General features: G+C 69.8%; 22 protein-coding genes. 3 read left to right on the forward strand and 19 right to left on the reverse strand.

Features of this window, described 5'->3' with window-relative positions; translation table 11 throughout:
* Positions 1 to 13 precede the first annotated feature (13 nt).
* The 3 genes from catA to KZJ41_RS21405 are packed head-to-tail and all read right to left on the reverse strand — an operon-like array spanning position 14 to position 3,105.
* Complete coding sequence (gene catA, locus KZJ41_RS21395; protein WP_251549546.1) at positions 14 to 862, reverse strand: catechol 1,2-dioxygenase; 849 nt, start codon at positions 860 to 862, stop codon at positions 14 to 16.
* A gap of 19 nt (positions 863 to 881) precedes the next feature.
* Entirely contained in the window at positions 882 to 2,501 is a 1,620-nt protein-coding gene (locus tag KZJ41_RS21400) for a 4-hydroxyphenylacetate 3-hydroxylase family protein (protein ID WP_251549548.1), read from the reverse strand.
* Positions 2,502 to 2,532: 31 nt separating this feature from the next.
* Positions 2,533 to 3,105 (reverse strand): flavin reductase family protein, encoded by a 573-nt coding sequence (locus KZJ41_RS21405; RefSeq protein ID WP_251549550.1) that lies wholly within the window; start codon positions 3,103 to 3,105, stop codon positions 2,533 to 2,535.
* 237 nt (positions 3,106 to 3,342) lie between these two features.
* Here KZJ41_RS21405 and KZJ41_RS21410 point away from each other — a divergent pair, with 237 nt between their 5' ends.
* Positions 3,343 to 4,287 (forward strand): AraC family transcriptional regulator, encoded by a 945-nt coding sequence (locus KZJ41_RS21410; RefSeq protein ID WP_037201077.1) that lies wholly within the window; start codon positions 3,343 to 3,345, stop codon positions 4,285 to 4,287.
* A 78-nt stretch (positions 4,288 to 4,365) separates the two neighbouring features.
* Here KZJ41_RS21410 and fgd read toward each other — a convergent pair whose 3' ends face one another.
* From fgd to KZJ41_RS21460, 10 genes are all read right to left on the reverse strand, one after another.
* Complete coding sequence (gene fgd, locus KZJ41_RS21415; RefSeq protein ID WP_251549552.1) at positions 4,366 to 5,379, reverse strand: glucose-6-phosphate dehydrogenase (coenzyme-F420); 1,014 nt, start codon at positions 5,377 to 5,379, stop codon at positions 4,366 to 4,368.
* Positions 5,380 to 5,449: 70 nt separating this feature from the next.
* Positions 5,450 to 5,917: an RDD family protein gene (locus tag KZJ41_RS21420; protein WP_065922261.1), complete on the reverse strand. Its 468-nt coding sequence runs from the start codon at positions 5,915 to 5,917 to the stop codon at positions 5,450 to 5,452.
* Positions 5,914 to 6,651: a hypothetical protein gene (locus KZJ41_RS21425; protein ID WP_029545357.1), complete on the reverse strand. Its 738-nt coding sequence runs from the start codon at positions 6,649 to 6,651 to the stop codon at positions 5,914 to 5,916. Before KZJ41_RS21425 ends, KZJ41_RS21420 begins: the two co-directional genes overlap by 4 nt.
* Before the next feature lie 75 nt (positions 6,652 to 6,726).
* Complete coding sequence (locus tag KZJ41_RS21430) at positions 6,727 to 7,209, reverse strand: hypothetical protein (protein WP_065922259.1); 483 nt, start codon at positions 7,207 to 7,209, stop codon at positions 6,727 to 6,729.
* A gap of 140 nt (positions 7,210 to 7,349) precedes the next feature.
* Positions 7,350 to 9,152: a sigma-54-dependent Fis family transcriptional regulator gene (locus KZJ41_RS21435; RefSeq protein ID WP_006945521.1), complete on the reverse strand. Its 1,803-nt coding sequence runs from the start codon at positions 9,150 to 9,152 to the stop codon at positions 7,350 to 7,352.
* A 108-nt stretch (positions 9,153 to 9,260) separates the two neighbouring features.
* Positions 9,261 to 10,073 (reverse strand): hypothetical protein, encoded by an 813-nt coding sequence (locus KZJ41_RS21440; RefSeq protein WP_006945518.1) that lies wholly within the window; start codon positions 10,071 to 10,073, stop codon positions 9,261 to 9,263.
* Between the two features lie 116 nt (positions 10,074 to 10,189).
* Complete coding sequence (locus KZJ41_RS21445) at positions 10,190 to 12,517, reverse strand: hydantoinase B/oxoprolinase family protein (RefSeq protein ID WP_006945517.1); 2,328 nt, start codon at positions 12,515 to 12,517, stop codon at positions 10,190 to 10,192.
* A gap of 24 nt (positions 12,518 to 12,541) precedes the next feature.
* The gene (locus KZJ41_RS21450; protein WP_006945516.1) at positions 12,542 to 14,668 is read right to left on the reverse strand and encodes a hydantoinase/oxoprolinase family protein; all 2,127 of its coding nucleotides are present in this window, start codon (positions 14,666 to 14,668) and stop codon (positions 12,542 to 12,544) included.
* 30 nt (positions 14,669 to 14,698) lie between these two features.
* Positions 14,699 to 15,121 carry an acetone carboxylase subunit gamma gene (locus tag KZJ41_RS21455; protein WP_006945515.1) on the reverse strand — a complete coding sequence of 141 codons (423 nt, stop codon included), beginning with the start codon at positions 15,119 to 15,121 and terminating at the stop codon, positions 14,699 to 14,701.
* 53 nt (positions 15,122 to 15,174) lie between these two features.
* Complete coding sequence (locus KZJ41_RS21460; protein ID WP_050035681.1) at positions 15,175 to 17,094, reverse strand: hydantoinase/oxoprolinase family protein; 1,920 nt, start codon at positions 17,092 to 17,094, stop codon at positions 15,175 to 15,177.
* 406 nt (positions 17,095 to 17,500) lie between these two features.
* Here KZJ41_RS21460 and KZJ41_RS21465 point away from each other — a divergent pair, with 406 nt between their 5' ends.
* Both KZJ41_RS21465 and KZJ41_RS21470 read left to right on the forward strand, forming a co-directional pair.
* Positions 17,501 to 18,271, forward strand: a complete 771-nt coding sequence (locus tag KZJ41_RS21465) for a sulfite exporter TauE/SafE family protein (protein WP_006945513.1) — start codon at positions 17,501 to 17,503, stop codon at positions 18,269 to 18,271.
* 65 nt (positions 18,272 to 18,336) lie between these two features.
* Positions 18,337 to 19,095 carry an HAD-IIA family hydrolase gene (locus KZJ41_RS21470; protein WP_044476465.1) on the forward strand — a complete coding sequence of 253 codons (759 nt, stop codon included), beginning with the start codon at positions 18,337 to 18,339 and terminating at the stop codon, positions 19,093 to 19,095.
* A 200-nt stretch (positions 19,096 to 19,295) separates the two neighbouring features.
* Here the strand turns inward: KZJ41_RS21470 and KZJ41_RS21475 are convergent, their stop codons facing one another.
* From KZJ41_RS21475 to KZJ41_RS21500, 6 genes are all read right to left on the reverse strand, one after another.
* Positions 19,296 to 19,985 (reverse strand): MspA family porin, encoded by a 690-nt coding sequence (locus KZJ41_RS21475; RefSeq protein WP_168579950.1) that lies wholly within the window; start codon positions 19,983 to 19,985, stop codon positions 19,296 to 19,298.
* Positions 19,986 to 20,048: 63 nt separating this feature from the next.
* Positions 20,049 to 20,756: an MspA family porin gene (locus KZJ41_RS21480; RefSeq protein ID WP_168579951.1), complete on the reverse strand. Its 708-nt coding sequence runs from the start codon at positions 20,754 to 20,756 to the stop codon at positions 20,049 to 20,051.
* A gap of 353 nt (positions 20,757 to 21,109) precedes the next feature.
* Positions 21,110 to 22,456 (reverse strand): bifunctional adenosylcobinamide kinase/adenosylcobinamide-phosphate guanylyltransferase, encoded by a 1,347-nt coding sequence (locus KZJ41_RS21485; protein WP_251550998.1) that lies wholly within the window; start codon positions 22,454 to 22,456, stop codon positions 21,110 to 21,112.
* The gene (locus tag KZJ41_RS21490) at positions 22,456 to 23,262 is read right to left on the reverse strand and encodes an ABC transporter ATP-binding protein (protein ID WP_102799912.1); all 807 of its coding nucleotides are present in this window, start codon (positions 23,260 to 23,262) and stop codon (positions 22,456 to 22,458) included. The genes KZJ41_RS21485 and KZJ41_RS21490 overlap by 1 nt, the downstream gene beginning before the upstream one ends.
* Entirely contained in the window at positions 23,259 to 24,287 is a 1,029-nt protein-coding gene (locus KZJ41_RS21495; protein ID WP_006945506.1) for an iron ABC transporter permease, read from the reverse strand. The genes KZJ41_RS21490 and KZJ41_RS21495 overlap by 4 nt, the downstream gene beginning before the upstream one ends.
* Positions 24,284 to 25,258, reverse strand: coding sequence for an ABC transporter substrate-binding protein (locus KZJ41_RS21500; RefSeq protein WP_044476458.1), 975 nt, complete (start codon positions 25,256 to 25,258; stop codon positions 24,284 to 24,286). Before KZJ41_RS21500 ends, KZJ41_RS21495 begins: the two co-directional genes overlap by 4 nt.
* Between the last annotated feature and the right edge of the window lie 19 nt (positions 25,259 to 25,277).

The raw sequence follows: 25,277 nt of genomic DNA on the forward strand, positions 1-25,277 counted from the left end.
CGGCGCAGCCGCGTCAGTCCGCGAGCGGGTCGAGCGCGAAGTCGTACGTGGCCACCTTGCGGCCGGCGTCGTCGACCTGTGGTTCGAGGACAAGTTCCGGTTTCGTCGCGGTCGCGACGTCGTCGTCGAGCCACTCACCACCGGCGAAGTACAGCTGGGTGATGATCGGCTGCCTGCCGGGTGCGGTCACCCGCAGGTGCAGGTGCGCCGGGCGCCACGGGTGCCATCCGGCTGCCTCGATGAACTGTCCGGTGGGCCCGTCGGTGGGGATCTGATACGGAGCCGGCTCGATGGTGGTGATGTCGTAGCGGCCCTCGGCGTCGGCGACGACGGTGCCGCGCAGATTCCATTGCGGAAGGTGCGGGGCGAACTGGGAGTAGTAGCCTTCGTCGTCGGCGTGCCAGATCTCGATCCGGGCCCCACCGAGGCCCCGGCCGTCGAGGTCGGTGACCTGTCCGCGCAGGACCAGCGGGGGGTGGACGCGATCCTCGTCGCGCATCGGGAGTGTGCACCGCGCCGGTAGTTCCGGTGCGTCCGGAACGTAGTACGGCCCCTCGATGCTGCCCTTGGTGCCGCGGAACCTCCGGGAGTTGACGTCCTCGATCTCGTGCTCGACGAACACGTCCAGCAGCAGCGGCCACTCGCCGCCCTCGCCCACGTCGATGAGCCACTGCTTGAGCACGCGGTACTCGTCGTAGGTGACGGCATGTTTCCGGATCAGCGCGCCGAATCCCGCGAGGGCTTCGGTCGCGATGGCGGACAGACGCTCCGGTGAGGTGTCGGCGGTGCAGCGTTCGCCCTTGAACTTGTCGGTGGCGGCGGTGCCGGATGCGGCAGCGGTGGGGTTTTCGGTGATGGTCATGGTGTCTCCCGGGAAGTGGTCAGGCACGGCGGAAATGGGACACGTCGTCGTTGCCGACGAGGTCGGGCACGGTCCAGCCGTCGAGGTCGTACTCGCTCATGAACTGCTCGGCCAGGCCCTTCATGGCGGACACGTCCCCACGGCCTTCTGCGGCGAACAGCAGCTCGGCCTTGACGTTCTCGTGGTTGCCGGCGTAGTTCCGCTCGTACAGTTCGTGGCGGCCGCCGAACTCGGAGCCGATCGAGTCCCACAGGGCCTTCATGACCTTGACCCGGTCCACGGCGGTGATGCCGTCGGAGCCGCGGACGTACTTGTCCAGGTAGGGGCGCACCTCAGGGCTCTTGAAGTCCGCCGCCGACGAGGGCAGGTAGATCAGGCCGGACGCGACGTCCTGCTCGATGATCTCCTTGATGCGCGGGTAGCCCTGCATCGCGAACATCCGGTAGGTCAGGCCGTACTCGAGCTTCGGGATGACGGTGTCGCCGATCCACGGTTCCGGGTTGTTGACCATCGCGTCGGTGAGCGACCAGAACAGGTTGCGCCAGCCGATGACCTCCCCGACACGGGTCTGCACCCCGCGGAAACCGCCGGCGCCGGTCGCGTCGAGGGCCTTCATCAGCAGGCCCGCGATGAAGTCGAGCTTGACCGCAAGGCGCGTGCAACCCTGCAGCGTGAAGCGCTGGAGGAAGCCCGAGCCGCCGAGGAAGTTGTTGATCTTCTCCACGTCCCCGTACATGAACACGTTCTCCCACGGCACGAGCACCTTGTCGAAGATGAAGATCGCGTCGTTCTCGTCCATGCGCGAGGACAGCGGGTAGTCGAACGGCGAGCCGACCACGGCGGCGTTCTGGCTGTAGGAGGCCCGCGAGATCAGCTTGATGCCGGGCGCGTCCATCGGCACCGTGCAGATCAGGGCGAATTCCTTCTTCTTGATCGGCAGGCCGTAGTGGGCGATGAAGTTGTAGTTGGTGATCGCCGAGCCGGTGGCGACGACCTTGGCGCCGGAGACGACCAGGCCCGCGTCGGTCTCCTTCTCCACCTTCATGAACACGTCGCCCACCTCGTCCGGCGGCAGCGACCGGTCCACCGGCGGGTTGATGATGGCGTGGTTCCAGTACAGGACCTTCTCCTGCGACTCGCGGTACCAGCGCTTGGCGTTGTCCTGGAACGGCGAGTAGAACTCGTCGTTGGCGCCGAGGGTGCCGAGGAAGGAGGCCTTGTAGTCGGGGGACCGGCCCATCCAGCCGTAGGTCATCCGCGCCCAGGTGGCGATGGCGTCGCGGTCGGCTCGCAGGTCGTCGGCGGACTTCGGGGTGCGGAAGAACGGCATGGTCACCCCGCCGTTGCCGGTGTCGGTCGGGGCGGTGAGGGTGCCGACGTGCTCGCCGGTGTGCAGCGCATCGTAGAGGCGCGCCGTCATGCGGATGGAGTTGCGGAACGCCGGATGGTTGGTGAAGTCCTCGACCCGCTCGCCGTGCAGGTAGATTTCGCGACCGTCGTCGATCGACGCGATGTACTCGTCGCCGGTCATCGGCCGCGAGGCGAAGGTCTGCTGCTGATTGGCCGGGTGGTCCGCGGCGACGTTCACCTTCGACCGGTCGACGGTGCCGGTAGCGGGGGCTGCTTCGGTGGTGGTCATGGTCTTCCCTTCGAAAGAGGTGGGAGCGGGGTCAGGAGGCAGTGCGGGCGAGCTGCGAGGGCAGTGGGGTGAATGTGGTGGTGGCGTCGAACCATCCGCTGTGCGGATCGTCGAGGCACCCGTTCCACGCGGTCGAGCCGGACCGGTCCCCGAGGTCGTGGAAGGTGCTGCGGAAGAACAGGAGCGGGTCCTTCTCGGCGTCGACGGAGGCGTCGACGATCTCGCCGACGAAGATGACGTGGTCGCCGCCGTCATATTCGGCCCACGGGCGGCAGATCAGGGTGGCCGCGTTGCCGAGGAGGGCGGGTGCGATTCCGGTGTCGTCCCATGTCGGCGCGACGGCCTGCGGTCTGCCGGCGAAATGCAGTGCGGTGGAGAGCTGGTCGGCCGCCAGGATGTTCACGGCGAACGGCGCGTCGTCGAAGTAGCCGCACGCCTTCGACGTTCGCGTCAGCGTCACCTGGCACAACCTCGGCTCCAGCGAGATGGCGGTGAAGGCCGTGACCGTGGCCCCGTGCGGGGTGCCCTCGGCGTTGGCGCACGTGACCACAGTGACCCCGCTGGCGAACTGACCGAAGATGTTGCGAAGTGCTCGCTGGTCCATGAGGAGACCGCCTTTCTGCACGATGTGCGATCGCAGGTCGATCCGGAACGAGAACCAACGTATGACCCGGATCACACTCCGTCGATCCGCATTGCGAAGGTGCGATCCGCATTGCGAAGCGGGCTCGGAACGCACCGGATCATCCGGGCGGCACGTGACCGTCGTCACAGTACGGTGCTAGCGTGGGGAGCTGCCCACATACCGGCACGGCACCAGTTGGGAGGGTTGGAAGGGCGAATGCGAGCACCGGAAAGCCGCGGCTTCACGGACTGGGACGAAGTGCACGACGTGGTGTCCCAGGCGTACTTCCCGCACCAGCTGACGCTCCTCAGCCGCGGGCCCGCCGCCCGCACGTCGCTGGAATCGACCCAGCTCGGCGCCGCGCGGCTGGCGCGGATCGGCTTCGGCGTGGACGTGTCGATCCGTTCCGAGCATCCCGGCGCGTACGGCATCAACATCCCCCTGACCGGGCATCTGGTCACCGCCGTCGGCCGCGACGAGGTCGTGTCGGCTCCCGGGCTGGCGACGGTCTGCCCACCCGACACCCCCACCGTCATCACCCGGTGGAGCAGTTCGTGCGAGATCATCGGGTTCAAGGTCGACCGCGACTACATGCAGCGCGAGATGGACCGCCTGCTCCCCCGTCCGGGTAGGCAGCTGCCCGCGCAGCTGGATCTGCGGGCGGGAGCGGGGGCCGACTGGCTGCGCCTCGTCCGAGCGGTCGCCGACGAGTCGCTGCGGGACAACGTCCTGCTGCGCAGCGGCCAGGTGGCCGAACAACTTTGCCGCGCCGTCACGACCGCGCTCGTGCTCGCCGCCGCACCGGACGACGGTGACGGCCCGACCGGGGTGCGGCCACGGATCGTCAAACGGGTGATGGACGCGGTCCAGCAGGATCCGGCGCGCCCGTGGACCGCCGCGGAGATGGCCGAGCTCGTCGGCGTCAGCGTCCGCCGCATCCAGCAGGGCTTCCGCGAGTGCGTCGGCATGACGCCGATGGAGTATCTCGCCGACGTCCGGCTCGAGCGGGTGCACACCGATCTGTCCCGAAGCGATTCCAGTGCAACGGTATCCGATATCACCGTCCGCTGGGGCATCATGCACACCGGGCGGTTCGCCGCCGCGTACCGGCGCAAGTTCGGCGCCAGCCCGTCCGAGACGCTGCGCGGCGGGACCGCCTGACCTACAGGCGACGTCGTCGCCGGTGTGTCCTTCGGGCGGCTGGAACAGCCCAAAGGACGCACCGGCGGCGCAGCCGCGTCAGGCCAGCGCGCGCAGGCGCGGCGCGAGGTCGCGCTCGAACAGGTCGAGGAAGCGCCGCTGATCGTGCCCCGGCGCGTGGAACACCAGATGGTTCAGCCCCGCGTCGACATACGCCGCGACCTTCTCCACCGCCTCGTCCGGATCCGACGCCACGATCCACCGCCTGGCCACCTGTTCGATCGGCAACGCATCGGCCGCCGCCTCCATCTGCACCGGATCGTCGATGCTGTGCTTCTGCTCCGCCGTCAGCGACAACGGCGCCCAGAACCGGGTGTTCTCCAGCGCCCGCTCCGGATCGGTGTCGTAGGAGATCTTGATCTCGATCATCTTGTCGATCGCCCCGGCGTCCCGCCCGGCCTTGCCCGCACCCTCGGCCACCGCCGGCAACAACTTCCCGGTGTAGAGCTCCATCCCCTTACCCGAGGTGCAGATGAACCCGTCCCCCGCCCGGCCCGCATACCGCGCCACCACCGGACCCCCCGCCGCGATGTACACCGGGATCCCGCCGGCGGGCACGTCGTAGATCGACGCCCCCTTCGTGGTGTAGTACTCCCCGTCGAAGTCGACCCGCTCCCCGGTCCACAACTCGCGCATCAGGGCCACCGACTCCCGCAACCGCGCGAACCGCTCCTTGAACTCCGGCCACACCCCCGCATACCCGGTGGCGATCTCGTTGAGCGCCTCCCCGGTGCCGACCCCGAGCATCACCCGTCCCGGATACAGGCACCCCATCGTCGCGAACGCCTGCGCGATCACCGCCGGGTTGTACCGGAACGTCGGGGTCAGCACCGAGGTCCCCAACTGCAACCGCGAGGTACGCTCACCCACCGCGGTCATCCACGCCAACGAGAACGGCGCATGCCCCCCGTTGTGCCGCCACGGCTGGAAATGATCCGACACCGTCGCCGAATCCATCCCGTGTTCCTCCGCCAGCACCGCCAGCTCCACCAGCTCCCGCGGCCCGAACTGCTCCGCCGACGCCTTGTACCCCAACTTCAGACCCTGCGACACCACGAACTCCTACCCGTCTACGAATCCGGCCGGGTTCGAGTATGCCCAGACACCTGTGACGGACGCGACGTCACCTCTCGGCCTCGGCCAGATGCAGGTCGGGTTTCCAGTCGTAGACGACGCTGGTGCGCAGCAGGATGTCCTGCAGGGACCGGCGGCGGCGATCCACCGCCACCCACAGCAGCCCGAACCCGAACATCACGCACAGCCCGGCGCGCAGCCCCGCCCGGACCCATCCGACGAGGTCGCCGTTGCGGCTCACCATCCGCAGCCCCATCACCACCGCGCCGACCGTGCGACCGGTGGTGGCCCAGGACACCGTCAGGTACAGCGACGCGACACCGACGAACACACCGACGGACAGCAGAACGTGTGCGTCGGGGAAGGAGAACTCCTGCGGCGAGAACAGCAACCGCACGAGTACCACGGCGAGATAGATCCCGCCCATCACGGTCAGGACCACGCCGAGGTCGATGGCTGCGGCGATGCCCCTCGTGACGATTCCGGCGGGTCGGTGGGATGGTTCCCGGTTGCTCATGCCGGTTCTTCCGGGATCTCGGCGCGCCCGAACAACCGGCCGACGAACCCGGATACCGCGTCGTCGGCGTGCATACCCTGGCTGCGCACGCCGCGCATCGCCTCGGTGGACATGGACCCGGTCGATTCGCGGATGATGGTCGGCAGGTCGACGCCTTCGATCACCGCGTTCGCCAGGCCGATGAGGTCGACTCGCCCGATGATCGCATCCACGTCGATCGTCGCGGCGACGGCGTCCAGGTCGACCCGATCGATGATCGCGCCCACGTCGATCGTCGCCGCAACCGCATCCAGGTCCACCCGATCGATGATCGCGCCCACGTCCACCCGTTCCGCCACCGCGTCGATGTCCACGCGGTCCAGGATCGGTGCGATGTCCACGCGCGCCGCGATCGCGTCCAGGTCCACCCGACCGACGATCCGCTCGACGTCGACGCCCTCGGCGACGGCATCGAGGTCGACGTGGTCCCGCACGACGGCGGTGATGTCGACCTCGTCCAGCGCGGCGCTCACCACCCGGCGCACCACAGCGCGCAGCAACCGGTCCGCGATCTCGTCCCCGGCGCGCAGGGTCTCGGCGCCGCGCGCCTCGAGCGCGACGAGCGCGGGGTCCACACCCGGTAGACGACGTGCCGCGTCGACACCGAACAGGAGCATGCGACGAATCCCGTCGCCCACGGTCGCGGCGGCACCGACCGCCACGCGTACCGGGTCGGGGCCGGTCCTGCCGTTCATACCGACATCAAAGCCCTCCGGCGCCCGAAATGCACGTGGTTCGCGATCGGCCCGTCCGAGGGTCGATCGGGCGGTTCACGCGGAGCGGTCCAGCTGCGGCGCAGCCCGGAGCGACGCCGGGCCGAATTCGACGGTGACGGACACGGCACCGGAATGCACGAGGAGGGCATGCACCGCCCCGCTGTACCGGCTCCGATGGTCCGCGAGGCGCCGCACATTCGGTACCGGAACCGCGGGGGCCTCCGACACGGGCAACAGGATCTCCGCGTCGAGCCGGCTGCGGCTCCCCTCGATCAGCAGGCCCTCCGCGACCACCCAGCGAACCGGCACATCATGCCGCTGCTGCACGTCGCCCACCACCAGCGCCACGTGCTCTTCGTCGTCGTCCACGACGGTGAGCAGACGCCCTCTCCGGGTGCCGACCGTCAGCGGCACGTCCGATACGAGCTCGGGACCGCCCGAGTCGATCCCCGACTGATCGTGGAACGGACATCCATTGGTGCGCAGGACCATTCGCCTCGTGTTCCAGCTGAAGAACGGCTCGTCTGTGGTGTTCACGACTCTCGTTCCTCCTTCACGCAGTCGACGAGATGTGCTATCTCCATCTTCGGCGGGAGGAGCGGTCGCGAACTGTCCCAGATCCGGACAGGGATCCTCGTCGCGGCAACCGGCGCGGCGCGACGATCGCCCGTAGGTGACTACTCGCCGGTGAATCCGAACAGAGTCAGCTTCCGGTACAGCGACGACCGCGAGATTCCCAGCGCGCGCGCAGCGTGCACACGGTTGCCTCCGGTTTCCCGCAGGATCTTGGCGATGAGATCCCGTTCGGCGGACTCGACCGCGTTGAGTTGCCTGCGCGGACCGTGCCGGCACCATTCGGGCAGGTCCTCGACGGTGATGGCGCCCGCAGGCCGTTGTGCGACGGCGCTCCGCAGGGCCGCCTCGACCTCGTGGATGTTGCGCGGCCACGGATAGCGCGCCAGCACCCGCATGGCGTCGGGAGCGACCGCTCGGCTCTGCGATCCGCTGATCTTGCGGAGCACCTGCGCCACGACCCCGGCGATGTCGTCGGTGCGGTGCCGCAGCGCAGGAACGTGCACGGTCCGGTCGAGCGCCGCCAGCAGCGGTGCCAGGGTCTCGGACGGCGGCTCCTCCGACTCCTCCATGGTGGCCACGACGAAGATGTGCTCGGGGACGGGTTCCGCCAGGGTCTCGGCCAAGGTCGTCGTGAGCGGGGCGGGCATGGCCTGGATGTTGCGCAGCACGTACAGGGTGGGGTTGGTGGAGGACACCGTGAGCCCGGACAGGTCGGTCTCGCTCCCGTCCACGAGGATGCTCCGGCCCCCGGCGTACAGGGAGTGGAAGATCTCCGACGCGAGAGACGCCTTCCCCGTGCCCGGTTCGCCGGTGAGGAGCAACTTTGCCCCGGCGGACAGGGCCTCCTCGATCTCGTTGCAGGCGCGCATCCACAGCGCAGAGGAACCGCTCGAGCGGAGACGATCGGTGCCGGCAGCGGCCAGCCCGACCCGCCCGGAGTGCAGCCGGTGCTCGCGGACCCGGTTCGGAACGGACGGAAGCGGTGCCGCGGCCGCGGCCGCCTCGGAGACCTCGACGAGGTATCCGGCGGTGTCCTCGCCCGCCAGGATCCGGGTCGCGCGAACCCGGACGGACAGGCCGGTGCCCAGCTCGACCAGTTCGTCGATGCGCGCGCGGTGCCCGATGACGTAGTCGACGTGTTCACCGACACGGCGTTGGTCCTCCGGCGCGAGGAGGGTGTGGGCGAGCGGATTCGCGAGCGACATCGCGCTCCCGATCGCCATGAGGGCCGTGCCGCCGCGAGCGTCGGCCCGCACGAACGCGTCGAACAGCGCGTGCTGGCGGGCGCTCCGGTCCCGGAACAGATTCTGTTCGATCTCCGCCGCCGCGGTCCGCACGACGGTCGTGAGCAGCGGCGAGGAATGCTCGGTGAGGCAGCTGATGTCGATGACGCCGGCGACGCGTCCGCTGAACGGGTCCCGGATCGGCGCCCCGGAGCAGGCGAACGGCTGGAACCGTTCGTGGAAGTGCTCGGCGCCCTCGATCTGCACCGGGCGCCCGGATTCCAGCACGGTGCCGACGCCGTTGGTGCCGATCTGCCCCTCGCAGTAGTCGAATCCCGGCGCGAGGGAGACATGGTCGAGCAACCGTCCGATGGCGCGGGCCCCGTCGAGGCGCATCAGCACCTGTGCCTTGGCGTCGGTCAGGGCGATGCTCACCGGGACGTCGACGGTCTCCTCCGCGAGGCGGTCCAGGACCGGCAGCGAGCACTGGACCAGCCGAGAGGTCCGGTCCACCTCCCCCGCGAACCGGACCTCCCCACCGGACGGTCGCACGCCCGCCGCGGCGGAGCGCCGCCACGACGCGGACACGACAGAGGAGACCAGCGAATCGTCCGGTTCGCCGGAGTCGAGGAATCCGGCCCGGGCGACCGCCACCCGCAGCCGTCGGTCCGCGCTCTTCATCGGGCGCCTCGCCCCGGCACTCTCGTGATGCACGTCACGCCTCCAGGGTAGCGTCCGCCCCTGGGCCGGTGCCGCTCCCCGCGGCACCGGTGTGCAGGTCGTCCACGTTCAGGCACCGTGGCCGTCGAGCCGGGCCAGCCGGGCGAGCACCGTCTCCGGGACCGCATCCGCCGGCAGGTGCGCGAGCCGGAACGCTCCGCGGGCGTCCGGTACGGCAGCGTCGTCGGCGAGCCAGTAACCGGAGCCGAGGACGTCACCCTCGTGCGCGCCGACCGAGACGGTGTCCTCGCCGCGCAGTCCGATCTCCCACCGGTAGTGCGCGGCCACGTTCGTCACCGGCACGTACGACTGCGGATCGACCGGCGGTAGCGCGGCGGCGTCGGCGCCGGGCGCGATCCGCTCGTCGAGCAGGACCGCCGAGACCGGCACCTCGGCGAAGCCGCGCAGCCAGTCCGCGACGTACATCGCCGCGGCCTCGACGCGGTCCGCGTCCAGGTCCGCGACGTCTCCGGGGTGGGTCGCCGCCAGCCAGGCCCGCGGCGAGGGGATCTGCAGCACCAGCGGCAGCCGGGTCGTGCCGGCCACGGTGGCGGCGAGCGTCGCCACGGCGCGGGCGGTCGCGGCGTCCGCCAGCAGTGCCCGCAACGCGTACCCGGTCCGGGACCGTGCGGCCATCGCCTCGCGCAGGCGCGGGTCGTCCGCCGCGAGGCGGTAGTACTCGCCGAGATCGAGCAGCGTGACGTCCGGTCGCAGCAGCCCGTGGGCCTGGTTGAGGAAGTTCGACAGCGCGGTGGGATCCTCCCAGGGCACCGGGTTGCCGCGGAGCAGGACCCGGCGGCTGTAGTCGAGATGGTCGACGACGAGCGGGACCCGGCGCCCGGAGACCGGCGCGTCGAGTACGGCGGGAAACGAGATGGTCATGTTTCTGACTCCAGGGAGTGGGTGCCCGCACGGTGAGGGGAGCACACGTGCGGGCACCCGGCTTGGGTGGATCCGGTGGCCGGAGCCGGCCGGAACCGGCTCCGGCCGGACCGGTTTCAGGACTTGCGGTGGACGATCTCGCCGTGCTTGGACTCGAGTTCCTTCACCCGGGCCGTGAGCTCGGCGATCTTCAGCTCCCGCCGGTCGGGCATCATGATGATCGGCATCTTGTCGATCGTCGTGGTGACCCGCTCGGCGCCGTGCACGGTGAAGTGCGTGGCGGTCAGTTCCTCGGTGTCGCCCCAGGATCCGTAGTACAGCAGGTCCTGCGGCGGTTCGGGCGTCACGAACTTCTCGACGAACTCGCCGTAGGGCACACCGCGGGAGAGCCGGTCGCGCCGCATCGACGCGCGTAGCGTCTCCGTGGCGTCGACGTCCACGACGAACGTGTCCGGCGCGTACACGACGCCGTAGATGTCGTGCGCCACCTTCGCGGAGATCCGGTCGATCTCGAGATCCGCGACCACGTCCTCCGGGGCGCGTTCGAGCGGATCTCCGTACCCTCCGCCCGTGCCCTGCGAAATCATGTACAGCTCACCGTCCTTGGCGACGTCGAACTGCAGACCCATGTGGCTGGTGCTGTACTCGGCGCCCTCGAAGGGCTGTTCGTTCATCACCTTCTCGATGGACAGGTCGAACCGTTCCGGGTTGCGGCGCAGCTCGTCGTAGACGTTGACGCCCTTGACCGTCGCGAGCGGGTAGGTGTTGCAGCCGTACCCGCCGAACTGTCCGCTGATGGAGGAGAACTTGGCACCGGAGGTCACCGTCATGAAGCCCCACAGCGGGGTGCCCTCGGCCGCCACGATCATCTCGTAGCCCATGCCGCCGCGGTACTTGCCGAAGCCCTGGTTGTCGCGGACGATCCGCTTGCTCACCAGCTGCATGAAGGGCACCTCCTCCTCCATGACCTCCTGCTCGGCCGTGTCGGCCATCGCGCAGAAGAGCGGGGAGACCGCGTCCTCGCCGTCCCGGAACGCCTTGGCGCCGCCGCCCATGCCGTTCAGGTCGGCGCACAGGTTGCCGACCTGGTCGCCGTGCTGGGTGACCCCGCCCCACAGGAAGGTGTTGATCTGGTTGAACCAGGGCGCGATGACGTTGGAGAACTTCTCCGGGTTGGAGAACTGCAGCTTGGCCCAGGGATTCTGGAGCGCCGAGAAGCCGCGGAAGGAGGCCTGCAGCGACTGGCCCATGGGGGCGTCGTAGCCGGCGTCGGACCACGTGTGCTCGTCGGAGATGATCTCGATCGGGCTCATCGCGGAGGTGCAGCGCGGCAGGTCCGGCCACCAGAACGCGAGGATGGCCTGCATCATCATCGACTTGACCGAGCACAGCGGCGAGTTGATGGCCCGGTTCAGGATCTCCGGTCCGCTGCCCCGCAGGTCGATGGTCATCTTGTCGCCCCGGACCGTGATGGAGCAGGCGAGCTTGATGAGGATGTTCTCCTTGAGGGTGGAGTCCATGAACTGGTTGAACCGGACCGTGCCGTCGGGCAGTTCCCGGATGCGCCGGCGCACCTCGGCCTCGACGTCCTCGACGGTGATCCGCAGCGCCGCGACGAACGTCTCCACGCCGACCTCGTCGATGATCTTGTCGACGCGTTCCTGGATGCGCTGGACCGCACCGATCTTCACCTTCAGGTCGGCCAGCTGGAGCTTCGGGTCGCGGACCGAGTGCTGCAGGAAGGTGAGCAGGTCGCGGCGCAGCTCGCCGCGCTCGACGATCTTGAACGGGCTCATCCGCAGGCCGTCGTCGAACGGGGTCTCCGAGCCGGAGGGCATGCCGCCCGGTTCGCAGGCGCCGTTCTCGCCCTCGTGGATCGTGGCGGCCACCCAGGCGATGATGCGGTCGTCCCGGATGATCGGCATGATCATCGACTGGTCGGTGTTGTGGACGTTGCCGAAGCGGGCGTCGTTGTGGATGAACCCGTCGCCGGGGTGGATTCCGACGGTCGGCTCGTCCTTCCAGTACTTCATGATGTACCGGATGGGGTGGTGCAGGATCGCGGAGAAGGCGATCACGCCGTGGCAGGACAGGTAGGTGACGTCCCCGGCCGCCGTGTAGATGGCCGTGGTGAGGTCGCCCCACTTGGCGCCCGGCGCCGCGCCCATCGCCTCGCACATCTCGAAGCCCTCGTCGAGGGCGCCCGCGAGGCGCTTGCGGATGCGGTCCACCTGGAGGGGGTCGACCCCGTCGGCGAGGCATTCCTGCTCGAACTCGCTTCGGGAGGTGATGTGGTGCGAACGCATGATCTCCCGGTCCGGCCCGAGGAACAGCGTCGTCTCGTCCATGAAGTCGTCGACCCACTGCTGCTCCTGCTCGTTCAGCGAAGCGGTTGCAAGGCGCTGCTCCGCAGCGGCTGTGAGGTCGTCGTGAAGTGCGGTCATGGCTGTGTCTCCTGTGTTTCTGCGCTAGTCCTTGAGGAACCAGACGGCGCCCTGCGGTGAGGGTTCGAGGCGCCAGCCCGGCTCGACGAGGTAGGTCGTGTTCTCGGTGGTGACGATCGCCGGACCGGGAATCACGTGGTGGTGACTCAGCGCGTCGGCGTCGTAGATCGCGGTGGTGATCGCCCGGGGATGCGCGACGAAATGGACGTCGCGGTGCCCGACCGGCGTCGGCAGCGTCCGCTCCCCGTCGTGGTGCAGGGAATCGAACTCGACGGTCTCACCGTTGACGTAGGACGCGACCCTGATGGTCTGGACGCGGATGCCGGCCTCGGGTGCGGCCGACCCCTCGCCGTAGCGCTTGGAGTAGATGTCGGAGAACGTACGGATCAGGTGGAGCACGTCACCGACGCCGTGGATCCGGTTGATGTCGAAGGCCACTGCCGTCGTCACGAGCTGGTTGCCGTAGCGCAGGTCCATCTCGAGGCGGTGCTCGATCGCCCCGTCGCCGACACCCTGGCGTCGCAGATCCTCCGCGCCCCGGGCCTCGAGCGCGGCGACGATGTCGTTGAATTCGTCGTAGCTGTCGTAGAGCCCGCGGGTGGTGGCGTTGTAGAGCACCACGTGGACGCCGCGCTCGTGGATGTGCAGCTGCTTCATGTTGCCGGCGCCGCAGGCGGAGAACACCGAGGAGAACGGCGGGGCGAGGATCTTGCGGATGCCGGCCTGGTCGGCGATCCCGCACGCGTGCAGCGGGCCGTTGCCGCCGTACGCGAGCATGGTGAAGTCCTCCGGCAAGTAGCCGCGCACCCGCAACTCCTTGGCGATGCCGATCGCCATCTGCTCGTCGACGGACCGCTTGATGACCTTGGCGACGTCGATGACGTCGAGGTCGAGCTCGTCGCACAGCTGTTCCTCGACGGCGAACACCGCCCGCTTGCGGTTGAGCTTGATGAAGCCGTTGGCGTAGTTGTCCGGATCGAGGTAGCCGAGCAGCAGGTCGGCGTCGGTCACCGTGGGGCGCAGCCCGCCGCGGTCGTAGCAGGCCGGACCGGGGTCCGAGCCGGCGGACTCGGGCCCGAGCCGGACCGAGTGGTGGATCCGGTCGTAGCTTGCGATGGAACCACCACCGGCGCCGAGGGTTTCGAGGTGGATCATCGGGACCGAGACCAGCCAGCGGTCGATCGTGGGCTGGAAGTCGTAGTGCTTCACGCCGCCCGCGGGTACCAGTCCGATGTCGAAGGACGTGCCGCCCATGTCGGTGGTGATGATGTTGCCGATCCCCGAGGACTCCGACAGATGCTCGGCGGCACTGACACCCGCGACGGGACCCGAGTGGATGGTCTGCAGGGCATCGGTCGAGTTCATCTGGGCCATGCCGCCGGAGTTGTGGATGATGAGCATCGGCTTGTCGTAGCCCGAGTCGCGCAGGTTGTTCGCGAGCTGGCTCATGGCGTGGAACATGATGCCGTGCAGGAAGCCGTCGACGATGGTGGACGTCGCGCGGACGTACTCGCCCTTGCGCCCGGAGACCTGGTGGCCGAGCAGCACCGGGATCGCGCCGAGCTGATGCTCCGGGTACTCCTCCTGGATGATCTCCATGATCCGCAGCTCGTGGGTGGGATTCTCGGTGGCGTTCACCAGCGACACCACGAGCGCCTGCGCACCGGCGTCGACGAGTTCGCGCACCATCGTGCGCACGTTCTGCTCGACGAGCGGGACGACGATCTCGCCGGCGGAGTTGACCCGCTCCTGGACCGACCGGATCAGGCTCCGGTGGACCAGCGGTTCGGGCCGCTCCGCGGCCGGCAGGTTCTGCTGCATCGACGGATCGAGTCCCTCGCCGTATCCGCGGCCGCGGGAGAGCGGGATGGTGTCCTCGAAGCCGTGGGTGACGATGGCACCGACGCGCGGGCCCTTGCGCTCGATGAGGGCGTTGGTGCCGAGCGTGGTCGCGTAGCGGACCGAATCCACCTGGGACAGGACGTCGTCCCGGTCCAGTTCGGCTCGGCGGCAGGCGAGGTCGAGTGCCTCGTTGAATCCCTGCGCCAGGTTGTGGTGGGTGGTGAGGGCCTTGGCCTCGACGTACTTGTCGTCCCAGGCGAAGAAGCAGTCGGTGAAGGTGCCGCCGATGTCGACGGAGATTCGTTTCATGGTGACGAGGTTCCTTGCGGGTCGCGGTGACTAGTGGTGGTTGTGGCGCCGGCCTTCGAACTCGCCCTCGGCGTCCTGGCCGGGGCCGTACGTGACGACCTGTCCGGGATCGGTGCCGCGTTCGAGCCACTGGGCGCGCAAGGCGTCGACGTCCCATTCCATGTCGACGGTCGGGGGGTGTCCCGGCGGGATGTACTCGGTCTCGATCTGGGTGCCGCAGCCGGGGCAGTAGTACTCGAGGATGCGGCAGTAGGCCGGGTCCGGCGAGAAGGTGAACTCGTAGCGGTCGGGATCGATGATCGGCTGGTGGATCTCGCGCGGGTCGCGGTCGTAGACCAGGGTGCCTTCCTTGTAATTGCCGCGGGCGCTGCCGAGTTCGTGCCGGCACACCCGGCACACCCACAGTTCGCTGTCGAGGTCGATGACCAGGTATTCGGTCATGGGGATCTGCATGTCGTGCATCCTTCGAACGAGCCTGCGGTCGAACAGGCTTCGGGCTCTGTCGGTCAGTGGGTGTCGGTGAGCAGCAGGTCGCCGCCGGCGGTGACGTCGAACTTCCAGCCCTCCTGCACGCGGGCGGTGAAGAAGGGGCCTTCGACGATGGCCGGGCCCTCGGCGGTGGCGCCGGGCTCCTGGTCGGCCAGCGCGAACACCGGCACCGCCCGTCGGCCGCCGGCTCCGAGCACGGTGCGCTCCCCGGCCGCCCGGGGATCGCGGGCCTCGGCGAAGGAGCCGTGCGGGAGCTCGATCCGGTTCATCCGGCGGGTGGCCACCAGGGTCAGCGCGGTGGACGCGCCGGGCAGGAGCTCGACGCACTCGCCGGGTTCGTACGACGCCTCGTCGACCGTGGCCCCGTGCGCATCCTCGGTGGTCAGGGTCCAGGACAGTTCGCAGTCGGTGAGGGCGTGCCCCTCCTGGAACATGTCCCGTTCGGCCTTGGCCAGCAGGTCGGCCACGGCCGCGGCGAGCGTCGCCTCCGCCGTGTCCGCGACGTCGGCCTCGTAGCTCTGCCCGATGTCGGAGAACCCGATCCCGAAGGCGGAGAACACCGCCGCGAGCTTGGGGACGAGCACGCTGCGCACGCCCGCGACCCGCGCCGCGCCACACGCACTCATCGGGCCGGCGCCGCCGAACGCGGCGATGGTGGTCTCGTCGGCCTCCGACACCGCGGGCGCGACGGCGTTGCCCATCGCGGTGAAGTACGCCTGCTCCATCGCGAGCAGCGCCTCGTCGAGTGTGAGGCCGAGAGGTTCGGCCACCGTGGCGGTGACGACGGCGCGGGCCCGGTCCGCGTCGAGGGTGAAGTCGCCGTCGAGGTAGGTGGTGGGGTCGAGGACGCCGAGGAGGAGGTTGACGTCGGTGATGGTGGCGGACGTGCCGCCGAAGCCGAAGCAGGCCGGTCCGGGTGCCGCACCGACGCTTTCCGGTCCGACGGTGATCGCCCCGTCGGTGACGGTGATGATGGAGCTGCCGCCGATGCCGGCCGACTCGACGTTCGACATCGGGAAGGAGATCGGGATGCCGGCGATCGAGCCGCGGCGGTCGGTGAGGATCTCCCGCCCGGCCACCGTGCCGATGTCGGTCGTGGTGCCGCCGACGTCGATCATGAGAACGTGCTTGAGGCCGTAGATCTCGGCGAGCGCCCGGGTGCCTTCGAGGCCGCCGCGCGGGCCGGACGAGTACGTCTTGAGGGCCACGGACTTCGCGACGCGCGAGGAGGCGCCGTCGTTGCGGTAGATCAGCAGCGGGTTCTTGACGCGGTGGTCGCGCAGCCGGTGCTCGGCGTTGTAGAGGAACCGTTCCATCGTCGGGTGCAGGAACGTGTTGATCACGGCCGACCAGACCCGCCGGGCCGGCGTGCGGTCGGTGGTGAAGTCCCACGAGTACAGGAACGGAACCGAGCCGAGCAGGTGGCGCGGGAACTTGCGCAGCAGGATGCCGCGCAGCTTCCGCTCGCGTCCGTCGTCGGTGTCCCCGACGGCGACGACGATGCGGGCGGCACCGTCGGTGGTGAGACGGTTGACCCGGGCGACCAGCTCCCCCTCGAGGTCCGCGGCCTCGGCGTCGACGACGGCCACCCGGGCCCCGACGAGGTCGTCGAACAGCGCCTGCTGCTCGGGGGTGCGGCGCAGCTCGTCGACGAGGGCGGCCGAGTCGGTGATGATGCCGATGCGGGGACCCTTGCGCTCGACGAGCGCGTTCGTCCCCTGCGTGGTCGAGTAACGGATGTGCGCCGTCGAGTGCAGCAGTGCAGGCAGGTCCTCGGCTCCGTAGATCTCCTTCGACACCTTCGTCAATCCGTCGAACAGGCACTGCGACAGATCGAACGGTGTGGTGAGGGTCTTGGTGAAGCTGAATTCGTGGCCGTCCCAGGCGCAGATGTCGGTGAGCGTGCCACCGTTGTCGATGTTGATGAGTCTGTCCATCGGGTGTCCCCCGTTTCGGGTTGCGGTGATGCGGTTCGAATGAGGAAGAGCATGCGTCCGGACCCGAGGATGTGAAGTGTGCCACTTTCGGACACCCGCTATGACGTGGCTCATCTCCCGCCCTCGGACGCCCCTCGACCTGCGGATTCGAGCGCGCGTCGCCGGAACGGGGCCGTTCGGCCCCCGAACCGGCGGGAGGGGTGGGCGACCCCCGCGGACGGGGAGTGTCCGGAATTGGGACGGTGCACCGGCGGGCCACGACGGCGGGACACCGGCACCCGCGGCGGTCGGTGCCGTCCGCCGTCGATCCACGCGAAAGCCTTGTCGAGACAGCATATTCGGTGGCACCCGACGCTCCGGGGTGGCGACGACAGGCCACGGCGGCGCCTACCGTAAGGTCGGCTCGGTGACACCGCTCGAACTGTTCCTCGTCGCCCTGGCCGGGCTGGGCGCCGGCGCGATCAACGCGCTGGTCGGCTCCGGGACCCTCATCACCTTCCCGACCCTCGTCGCCTTCGGCCTGCCGCCGGTGACCGCCACGATGTCCAACGCGGTCGGACTCGTCGCGGGTGGGGTGTCGAGCACGTGGGGGTACCGGCGGGAGCTGCGCGGACAGTGGCCCCGGCTACGGTGGCAGATCCCCGCGTCGGTCTCCGGCGCGGTCCTCGGATCGTGGCTGCTGCTGAACCTGCCCGAGTCGGCCTTCGAGACGATCGTGCCCGTCCTGCTCGTGCTGGCGCTGCTCCTCGTCGTGTTCCAGCCGAAGCTGCAGCAGTGGGTGCTGCGCCGCTCCGGCGGCCCGGAGGAGCAGATCGGCCCCGCCCGGATGACGGCGCTGATCGTCGGCACCTTCGCAGTGGGCGTGTACGGCGGCTACTTCACAGCCGCGCAGGGCATCCTGCTGATGGGCCTGTTCGGCGCGCTGCTGCACGATCACATCCAGCGGCAGAACGCCGCGAAGAATCTGCTCTCGCTGCTGGTGAACGTCGTGGCCGCCACCGCCTACACGCTGGTCGCGTTCGACCGGATCGACTGGACGGTGGCGGCGCTGATCGCCGTGGGCTCGCTGATCGGCGGCGCCCTCGGCTCCCGGTACGGCCGCCGGCTCTCGCCCACGGCGCTGCGTGCCGTCATCGTCGTGGTCGGGTTGATCGGCTTGTACCGGCTGCTGGCCTGAGCGGTCGGTGACACACTCGAACGGTGAGCGACGAACCCACACCCGCGCCGGTCTGGAACTACCTGATGGACATGGACGGCGTCCTGGTCCACGAGGAACACCTGATTCCCGGCGCCGACGCGTTCCTGACCGAGCTGCGCGAGAACGGCACACCGTTCATGGTGCTCACCAACAACTCGATCCGCACTCCGCGGGATCTGCGGGCCCGGCTGCTGCGCACCGGGCTCGACGTCCCGGAGAAGTCGATCTGGACGTCGGCGCTGGCGACGGCGACGTTCCTGGCGAATCAGCGCCCCGGTGGCAGCGCCTACGTGGTGGGCGAGTCGGGGCTGACCACGGCCCTGCACGACATCGGCTACGTCCTCACCGACAGCGATCCGGACTACGTCGTCCTGGGGGAAACCCGCACGTACTCGTTCGAGGCGATCACCACGGCGATCCGGCTCGTCGAGCGGGGTGCCCGGTTCATCGCGACCAATCCGGATCCGACCGGACCGTCGCGGGAGGGCTCGCTCCCCGCCACCGGGGCCGTCGCGGCCCTGATCACCCGCGCGACGGGCCGCGAACCGTACTTCGTGGGCAAGCCGAATGCCCTGATGATGCGGTCCGCCCTGCGCGCGATCGGCGCGCACTCGGAGCACACGCTCATGATCGGCGACCGCATGGACACCGATATCGTCTGCGGCCTCGAGGCGGGCCTGCAGACACTGCTGGTCCTCACCGGCATCTCCACCCGCGAGTCCGTGGAGATGTTCCCCTACCGGCCCACCCGCGTCATCGAATCGATCGCGGAACTGGTGGGGCGCACCGCGAATCCGTTCTGAGCGGCATCGAGCGGGCGGTTTCGACGCCGAAGGGGAGGTTGTCGCGCATGCCACTCGGGCGATGCCGCAACAACCTCCCCGTCACCGTTCATCCATGACGCCACTGCCCGGCCCCCACCGGACCGGGCAGCGACGACGCCCCGCCGACGAGAGGATGAGGTTCTCGTCGGCGGGGCTGCTCACCTCTGAAGGCGCCTCGCTCAGCCGATGCTGAAGGGCTGGCCCCAGAGGGTGACCTGCTGGACATTGGTCCCGGTGTCGACGGTGACCTTGATGTAGTTGCGAGCCTGCGCGTAGCCGGCGCAACCGGACACGGCGAGGGTCGAATCGGTCCACGTGACGCTGCCGTTCGGGCCCTTCACGACGTTGAACGGAACATGCTGCTCTTCGTCGAAGGCGTTCGCGATGGTGCGGTCGAGGATCTTGAAGTCCTGGGCCTGGCCCGGGCCGAGCGTGACCGTGCCGTTACCGTTGATCGACGGGGTGATCGAGGCGCTCTCACCCGCGTAGCCGGCCTTGACGCCGGCGCCGCCGCCAGCGGTGCCACCCAGGTTGATCTGGCAGGCGACGATGTAGCCCGGCTGGAACTTGGTGGTGGCCTTCTCGGCACCCTGGCCGCTGATCTCGACCTTGGCGGTGCCCGAGACCCACACGTTGCGGTGCAGCGCCGTCGCGCCCATCGACGGGGAGATATTCGCGGTCTCACCGACGCGGCTGACGGTCACCGTGGTGCCGTTCAGCGTCTCGGTGATGCTGCCGTCCGGCAGCGGGACGAAGGTGTCGGCGTTTGCCGCACCGGCAGAAGCGAATCCGATGGCGACGGCGACGGTGGCGCCGATGCCGGCCGCCTTCAGACCACGGCGCAGGCCGTTGGCGATGCTGGTCTTCATGTTCTCTCTCTCGAGGGTTCGATGTTCGCGGGAGCGAAAAGCCGGAGGGAAGGGCGGTGGCGATCAGCCGATGCTGAACGGCTGGCCGTACAGGGTGGTCTTGGAGTAGTTGGCTCCGGTGACCTCGAGGACCGTGTACGCGCGGGCCTGTGCGTAGCCACCGCAGCCCTGAACCTCGATCTGGGCGTCCTGGTACCGGTAGCTGTACTTGCCGTCCTTGAGGATGTCCTTGCCGTCGATGCGCGCGAACTTCACCTGACCTGCAGAGATCGGAACACTGATCGAGCCGCTGAGGCTTCCGCCACCCGACGAGGGGCCCATGTCGAATCCGGCACCGAGATTGCCCTTCAGGCCCGTGATGTCCATCTGGCAACCAATGATGTATCCGGTCGTCAGGTGCGGAACCTCGTTCGTCGAGGTGCCGTTGGTGCCCTGCGTACCGGTGGGATCACCGGTGGCGATGCCGCCATTGGTCGGGCCGGCCTTGAGATCGGCGGGAAGGCCCTTGACGTCGACCTCGATCGTTCCGGACACCCACGCCACGCGACCAGCGCCGTTAGCAGCCAAGGAGGGCGAGATGAGGGCGCTCTCCGCGGTGCGCTTGATCATGGCATTGCCGTTCGCGGCGACGATCTCGCCGTCGGGCAGCGGCACGAAGGTGTCGGCGTTAGCCGCACCCGCGGACAGGAAGCCCAGGGCGATCGCAGCAGCAGCTGCGACACCACCGATGCGTGCGCCGCGGCGGAGGCCGGACGTGTGCTTGATGCTCAATTCATTCCCCTACTCAGGTGTGCGGTTACCCGGGCGCCCCCGGGCACGGCTGATCACGGCCGCGGGCGGCCGCCGCGGTCGATTCGGATGTGCCTTCTGGTCAGGTCGGGCGAGATACCGGTCGGTTTCTCGCACAGGCGGATTCAGGTGTCGTTGGCGTGCTGCCCCGAAGGGCACTGTGGACCGACACCCCCGCTCGGACCCCAGTTCGTTTCGGAACGATAACACGCCCGATGCGAAGGGTCACTAAACAGTTACGGCTGTGTTCCAGATCACATCTGCACACAATCGTGTGCGATCGGAGGTTTATGTGTGACCGGGAATCCGACTTGCACAGAACGAAGTTCGATGCTCTAGCGCAACCGCATCGGAATGCCCGCCACGACCAACGTCACCGCCTCCGACTCGGCGGCCACCCGCGCGTTGAGCCGCCCGAGCAGGTCGCGGAACAGCCGGCCCGACGCCGTCGGCGGCACCACGCCGCTGCCGACCTCGTTGCTGACCGCCACCACCGGCACGGCACACGAACGCCACGCCTCGAGCAACTCCTCGACGTCCGCCTCGACCGCGGCGACGTCGCCGCCCGACCACACGTCGTGACGGTCCAGGCGGGCGGTGAGCCAGGTTCCCAGGCAGTCGATCAGCAACGGCTCGCGCGACCCGCGCAGTACGGATGCCACGTCGTCGGTCTCCACCGTCGTCCACGACCGCGGCCGACGGGCGCGGTGCAGCGCCACCCGCTCGGCCCACTCCGCGTCGCCGTCGCGCGTGCCGCCGGTCGCCACGTACGTCACCGCCGGGAACGATTCGAGCAACTCCTCGGCGTGCCGCGACTTGCCGGAGCGGACACCGCCGAGTACCAGGGTGCGCTGCGGCGCAGCGGCTTTGCCGGTCGTTTGTCCCACCGTCGTCACCTCACCGTCGTCGCCCGGTCGCGCCCCGCAGGCCGCCAGGCGGATCCGCAACTGCGCGACCGGCGGGTTGTGGTGCCCCAGATGCACGGCCACCACATCGGTCCGCTCGGTCACCGCCCCGCACGCACGCAGCGCCCCCACCGTCTCGCCGAACGCGGGCAGCGTGTGGTGCGCGTCCCCCAGATCGATGCGGTCACCGAACGTCTCCTCCAGGAAGACCGCGTCGTACCGCGCGCCGGCGACCCGCTCGAACCAGTCCGCGGGCAGCGGGCCGGTGTCGCACGCCCACAGCAACCGGTCGCCGCCCGGGCCCTGCACGTCGTAGAGCACCGAGTCTCCCTCGCTCAGGACCCGGTGGGCGGCGGGCAGGACCCGCACCCGGTACTCGCCCACCGTCAGCACGTCCCCCGCCGCGACGGGCACGAACCGCACCGCGTCGGTGGGACCCACCCAGTCCCGGCACTGGTCCAGCGTGTCGGGGGGTCCGATCACCTCGATCTCGAAATCCACTGTCGCCCAGGCACGGAACAGCAGCGCCTGCGGGCCGAGATGGTCGGGATGCGAATGGGTGAGCAGGATGTGCCGCACCCCGGCGAGGGTGCGGCCGTGGCGCAGGGCCGCGCGCGGCGCCTCGGGCCCGCAGTCGAGCATGAGGACGTCGTCCACCAGTGCCGCCGTCTGCCCGCGTATCTCGCCGCGGGCGGCCGCGTCCGAGCACGATGCGCACGTACAGAACGGATTCGGCCAGCCGTCGGCCGCACCCGTACCCAGCAGCAGGACCTCCATCACGAACCCTCCGATTCGGTTCGGCCGGAACAGCTCCCGCGAACCGGAACGATGGCCGGTCCGGAACCGGGTCGGTCCAGCACCTCGACGCGCGCGCCGTACACGTCGGCGATCCGCCGGGCCGTCAGCACCTGCCGGGGCGTGCCGTCGGCGACGACGCGGCCGTCGGCGAGCAGCACCAGCCGTCCGCCGTACAGCGCCGCCGACGTCAGGTCGTGCATGGCCGCGAGGACGGTGAGCCCGTTCTCCGCGCGCATCGACTCCACCAGGTCCAGCACGTGCTGCTGGTGGCCGATGTCGAGGGCGCTGGTGGGCTCGTCCAGCAGCAGCACCTTCGGTTCCTGCGCGAGTGCGCGCCCGAGCACCACCCGTTGCAGCTCACCGCCGGACAGCTCGGTCGCCGGCCGCGCGGCCAGCCCGCGCAGGTCGAGGCGGTCGAGCACCGACTCGACCACCTCGCGGTCGTGCGCCGACTCGGTCGCGAACCGCGGCATGTGCGGGGTACGGCCGAGCCGGATCAGGTCGGCGACGGTCATGCCCTCGGGCACCACCGGCCGCTGCGGCATGAGCGCCACCGTCCGGGCCATCGCCCGGCGTCCGGCGTGAGCGGGGTCCAGGCCGCCGACGCGGATCCGGCCGGTCGCGGGCACCAGGCCCGCGAGCGCGTGCAGCAGCGTGGTCTTCCCACCGCCGTTGGGCCCGACGAGCGCGACCCACTCCCCCTGTCCGACAAGCAGGTCCACCCCGTGCAGGACGGTCTTGCCGCCGCGGGCGACGCTCAGGCCGTGGCAGTCGACGGCGTTCACGACACCCCCCGATGCCGGCGCAGCACGACGAGGAAGAACGGGGCGCCGACGGCCGCGGTCACCACGCCGATGGGCAGTTCGGCCGGGGACATCACGGTCCGGGCCAGCACGTCCGCCAGGACGAGGAAGGCAGCCCCGATCATCAGCGACAGCGGCAGCAGCAGCCGGTGCCCCGGGCCGACGATCAGCCGGATCGCGTGCGGCACCACGATTCCGACGAAGCCGATGAGCCCGCTGGCGCCGACCACGGCGGCGGTGCCGAGGGTGGCCACGCACACCAGGACCAGCCGGACCCGGGCCGGGCTCACGCCGAGGCTCGCGGCCTCCACGTCGCCGACCGCCATCACGTCGAGCATCCGGCGGTGCAGCAGGATGACCGCGGCGGACACCACGACGTACGGCAGCACGACGACCACGTCGGACCAGCCGTCGGTGCTGAGGCGGCCGAGCAGCCACGTGTACACCTGCCGCAGGGTGTCGTCGTAGAGCTGCTGGACGAACGTCTGCGCCGCATTGGCGAACGCCGCGACCGCGACGCCGGCCAGGATGATGACGACCTCCGAACGCATCCCGCCGACGCTGCGCCCGAGCGCGTACGTGGCGGCGACGGCCACCAGGCCGCCGGCGAACGCGGCGACCGGCACCCCGGCGGCGCCGAGCGCCCCGCCGAGCGCGATCGCGAGGGTGGCGCCCAGGCCCGCCCCGCTCGACACGCCGAGCAGGTAGGGGTCGGCCAGCGGGTTGCGGAACACCCCCTGGTAGGTGGCGCCCGCGATGGCGAGCATCGCACCGACCAGCGCGCCGAGCGCCACCCGCGGCATCCGGATGTTCCACAGGATGGCCTGCTGCCGCGTCGTCAGTCCGGAGTCGACGTCGACGAACGGCAGGGCGTCGATCAGCTCGAGGAACACGCCGCGCACGGTGAGCCCGGCGGGGCCGACGAGCACCCCGACGTGCAGCGCGACCACCAGGACGAGGGCTGCCGCGCCGAGCACCAGGGCCGGGTGGCGCGCGGCGCGGGTCACCGGGTGGGCTGCGCGGCGGGTTCGGACGCGGGCGCGGCGGCCACGATCGTCCCGAGGTGCCGCACGAGGTCCACGACCCGGGGTCCCCAGCGGCTGGCGACGTCCTCGTCGAGCACGTGGACCTGGCCGGACCGGACGGCCGTCAGCTCGCCCCAGCCGGCGCGGGCGGCCACGGTGTCCGGGGTGACACCGCAGCACTGCCCGTCGGCGAGGAAGATCAGGTCGGGGTCGGCGTCGAGGACGTACTCGGCGGACAGCTGCGGGTAGGCGTCGGCTCCGGCGGCGTCGCCGATCGAACGCAGGCCGAGCATCGAGTAGATGCCGCCGATGAAGGTGCCGCCGGTGACGCTGTAGTAGGTGTCGTCGAGCTCGTGGTAGTAGGTCAGCGGGGCCGGGCGCGGGGGCAGCCCGGCGACGACCTCGTCGATGTCGCTACGCATCGAGGCGACGAGTTCGGCCGCGTCGCCGACGTGCCCGGTGGCGGCGCCGAGCTGCTCCATCTGCGTGTACGCCTCGTCGAGGGTGGTGGCGGCGGGCAGCAGCAGCGTGGGGACGCCGGCCGCCTCGAGGCCGGAGACGAGGTCGCCGACGTCGTCCATGGCGACCACGAGGTCCGGTTCGTAGCCGAGCACGGCCTCGACGTTCGGCGAGTATCCGGACAGGGCGGTGACGGGCGCCTCCGCGGGGAAATCGGACTGGTCGTCGACCGCGACGACCTGGTCGCCGGCGCCGACGGCGTAGAGCATCTCGGTGGCGGTGGGGCTGAGGGAGACGATCGATCCGGGGACCGCGTCGAGGGTGATCGCGCCGTCGCCGGAGCCCACGGTGACCGGGAAGGTGCCGTCGCCGGACGACGCGGAGGCCGGGTCGGATCCGCCGCTCGAGCCGCACGAGGCGGCGAGCAGGGCGAGCGCGGCGAGTCCGGTAGCGAACAGCCGGCGGGCGGGCGCAGTGGGGGCAGGCACAGCCATCCTCCGTGAGGCGGAGGAC

This window comes from Rhodococcus sp. 11-3, from assembly GCF_023704055.1.
In the GTDB taxonomy this organism is placed as follows: domain Bacteria; phylum Actinomycetota; class Actinomycetes; order Mycobacteriales; family Mycobacteriaceae; genus Rhodococcus; species Rhodococcus aetherivorans.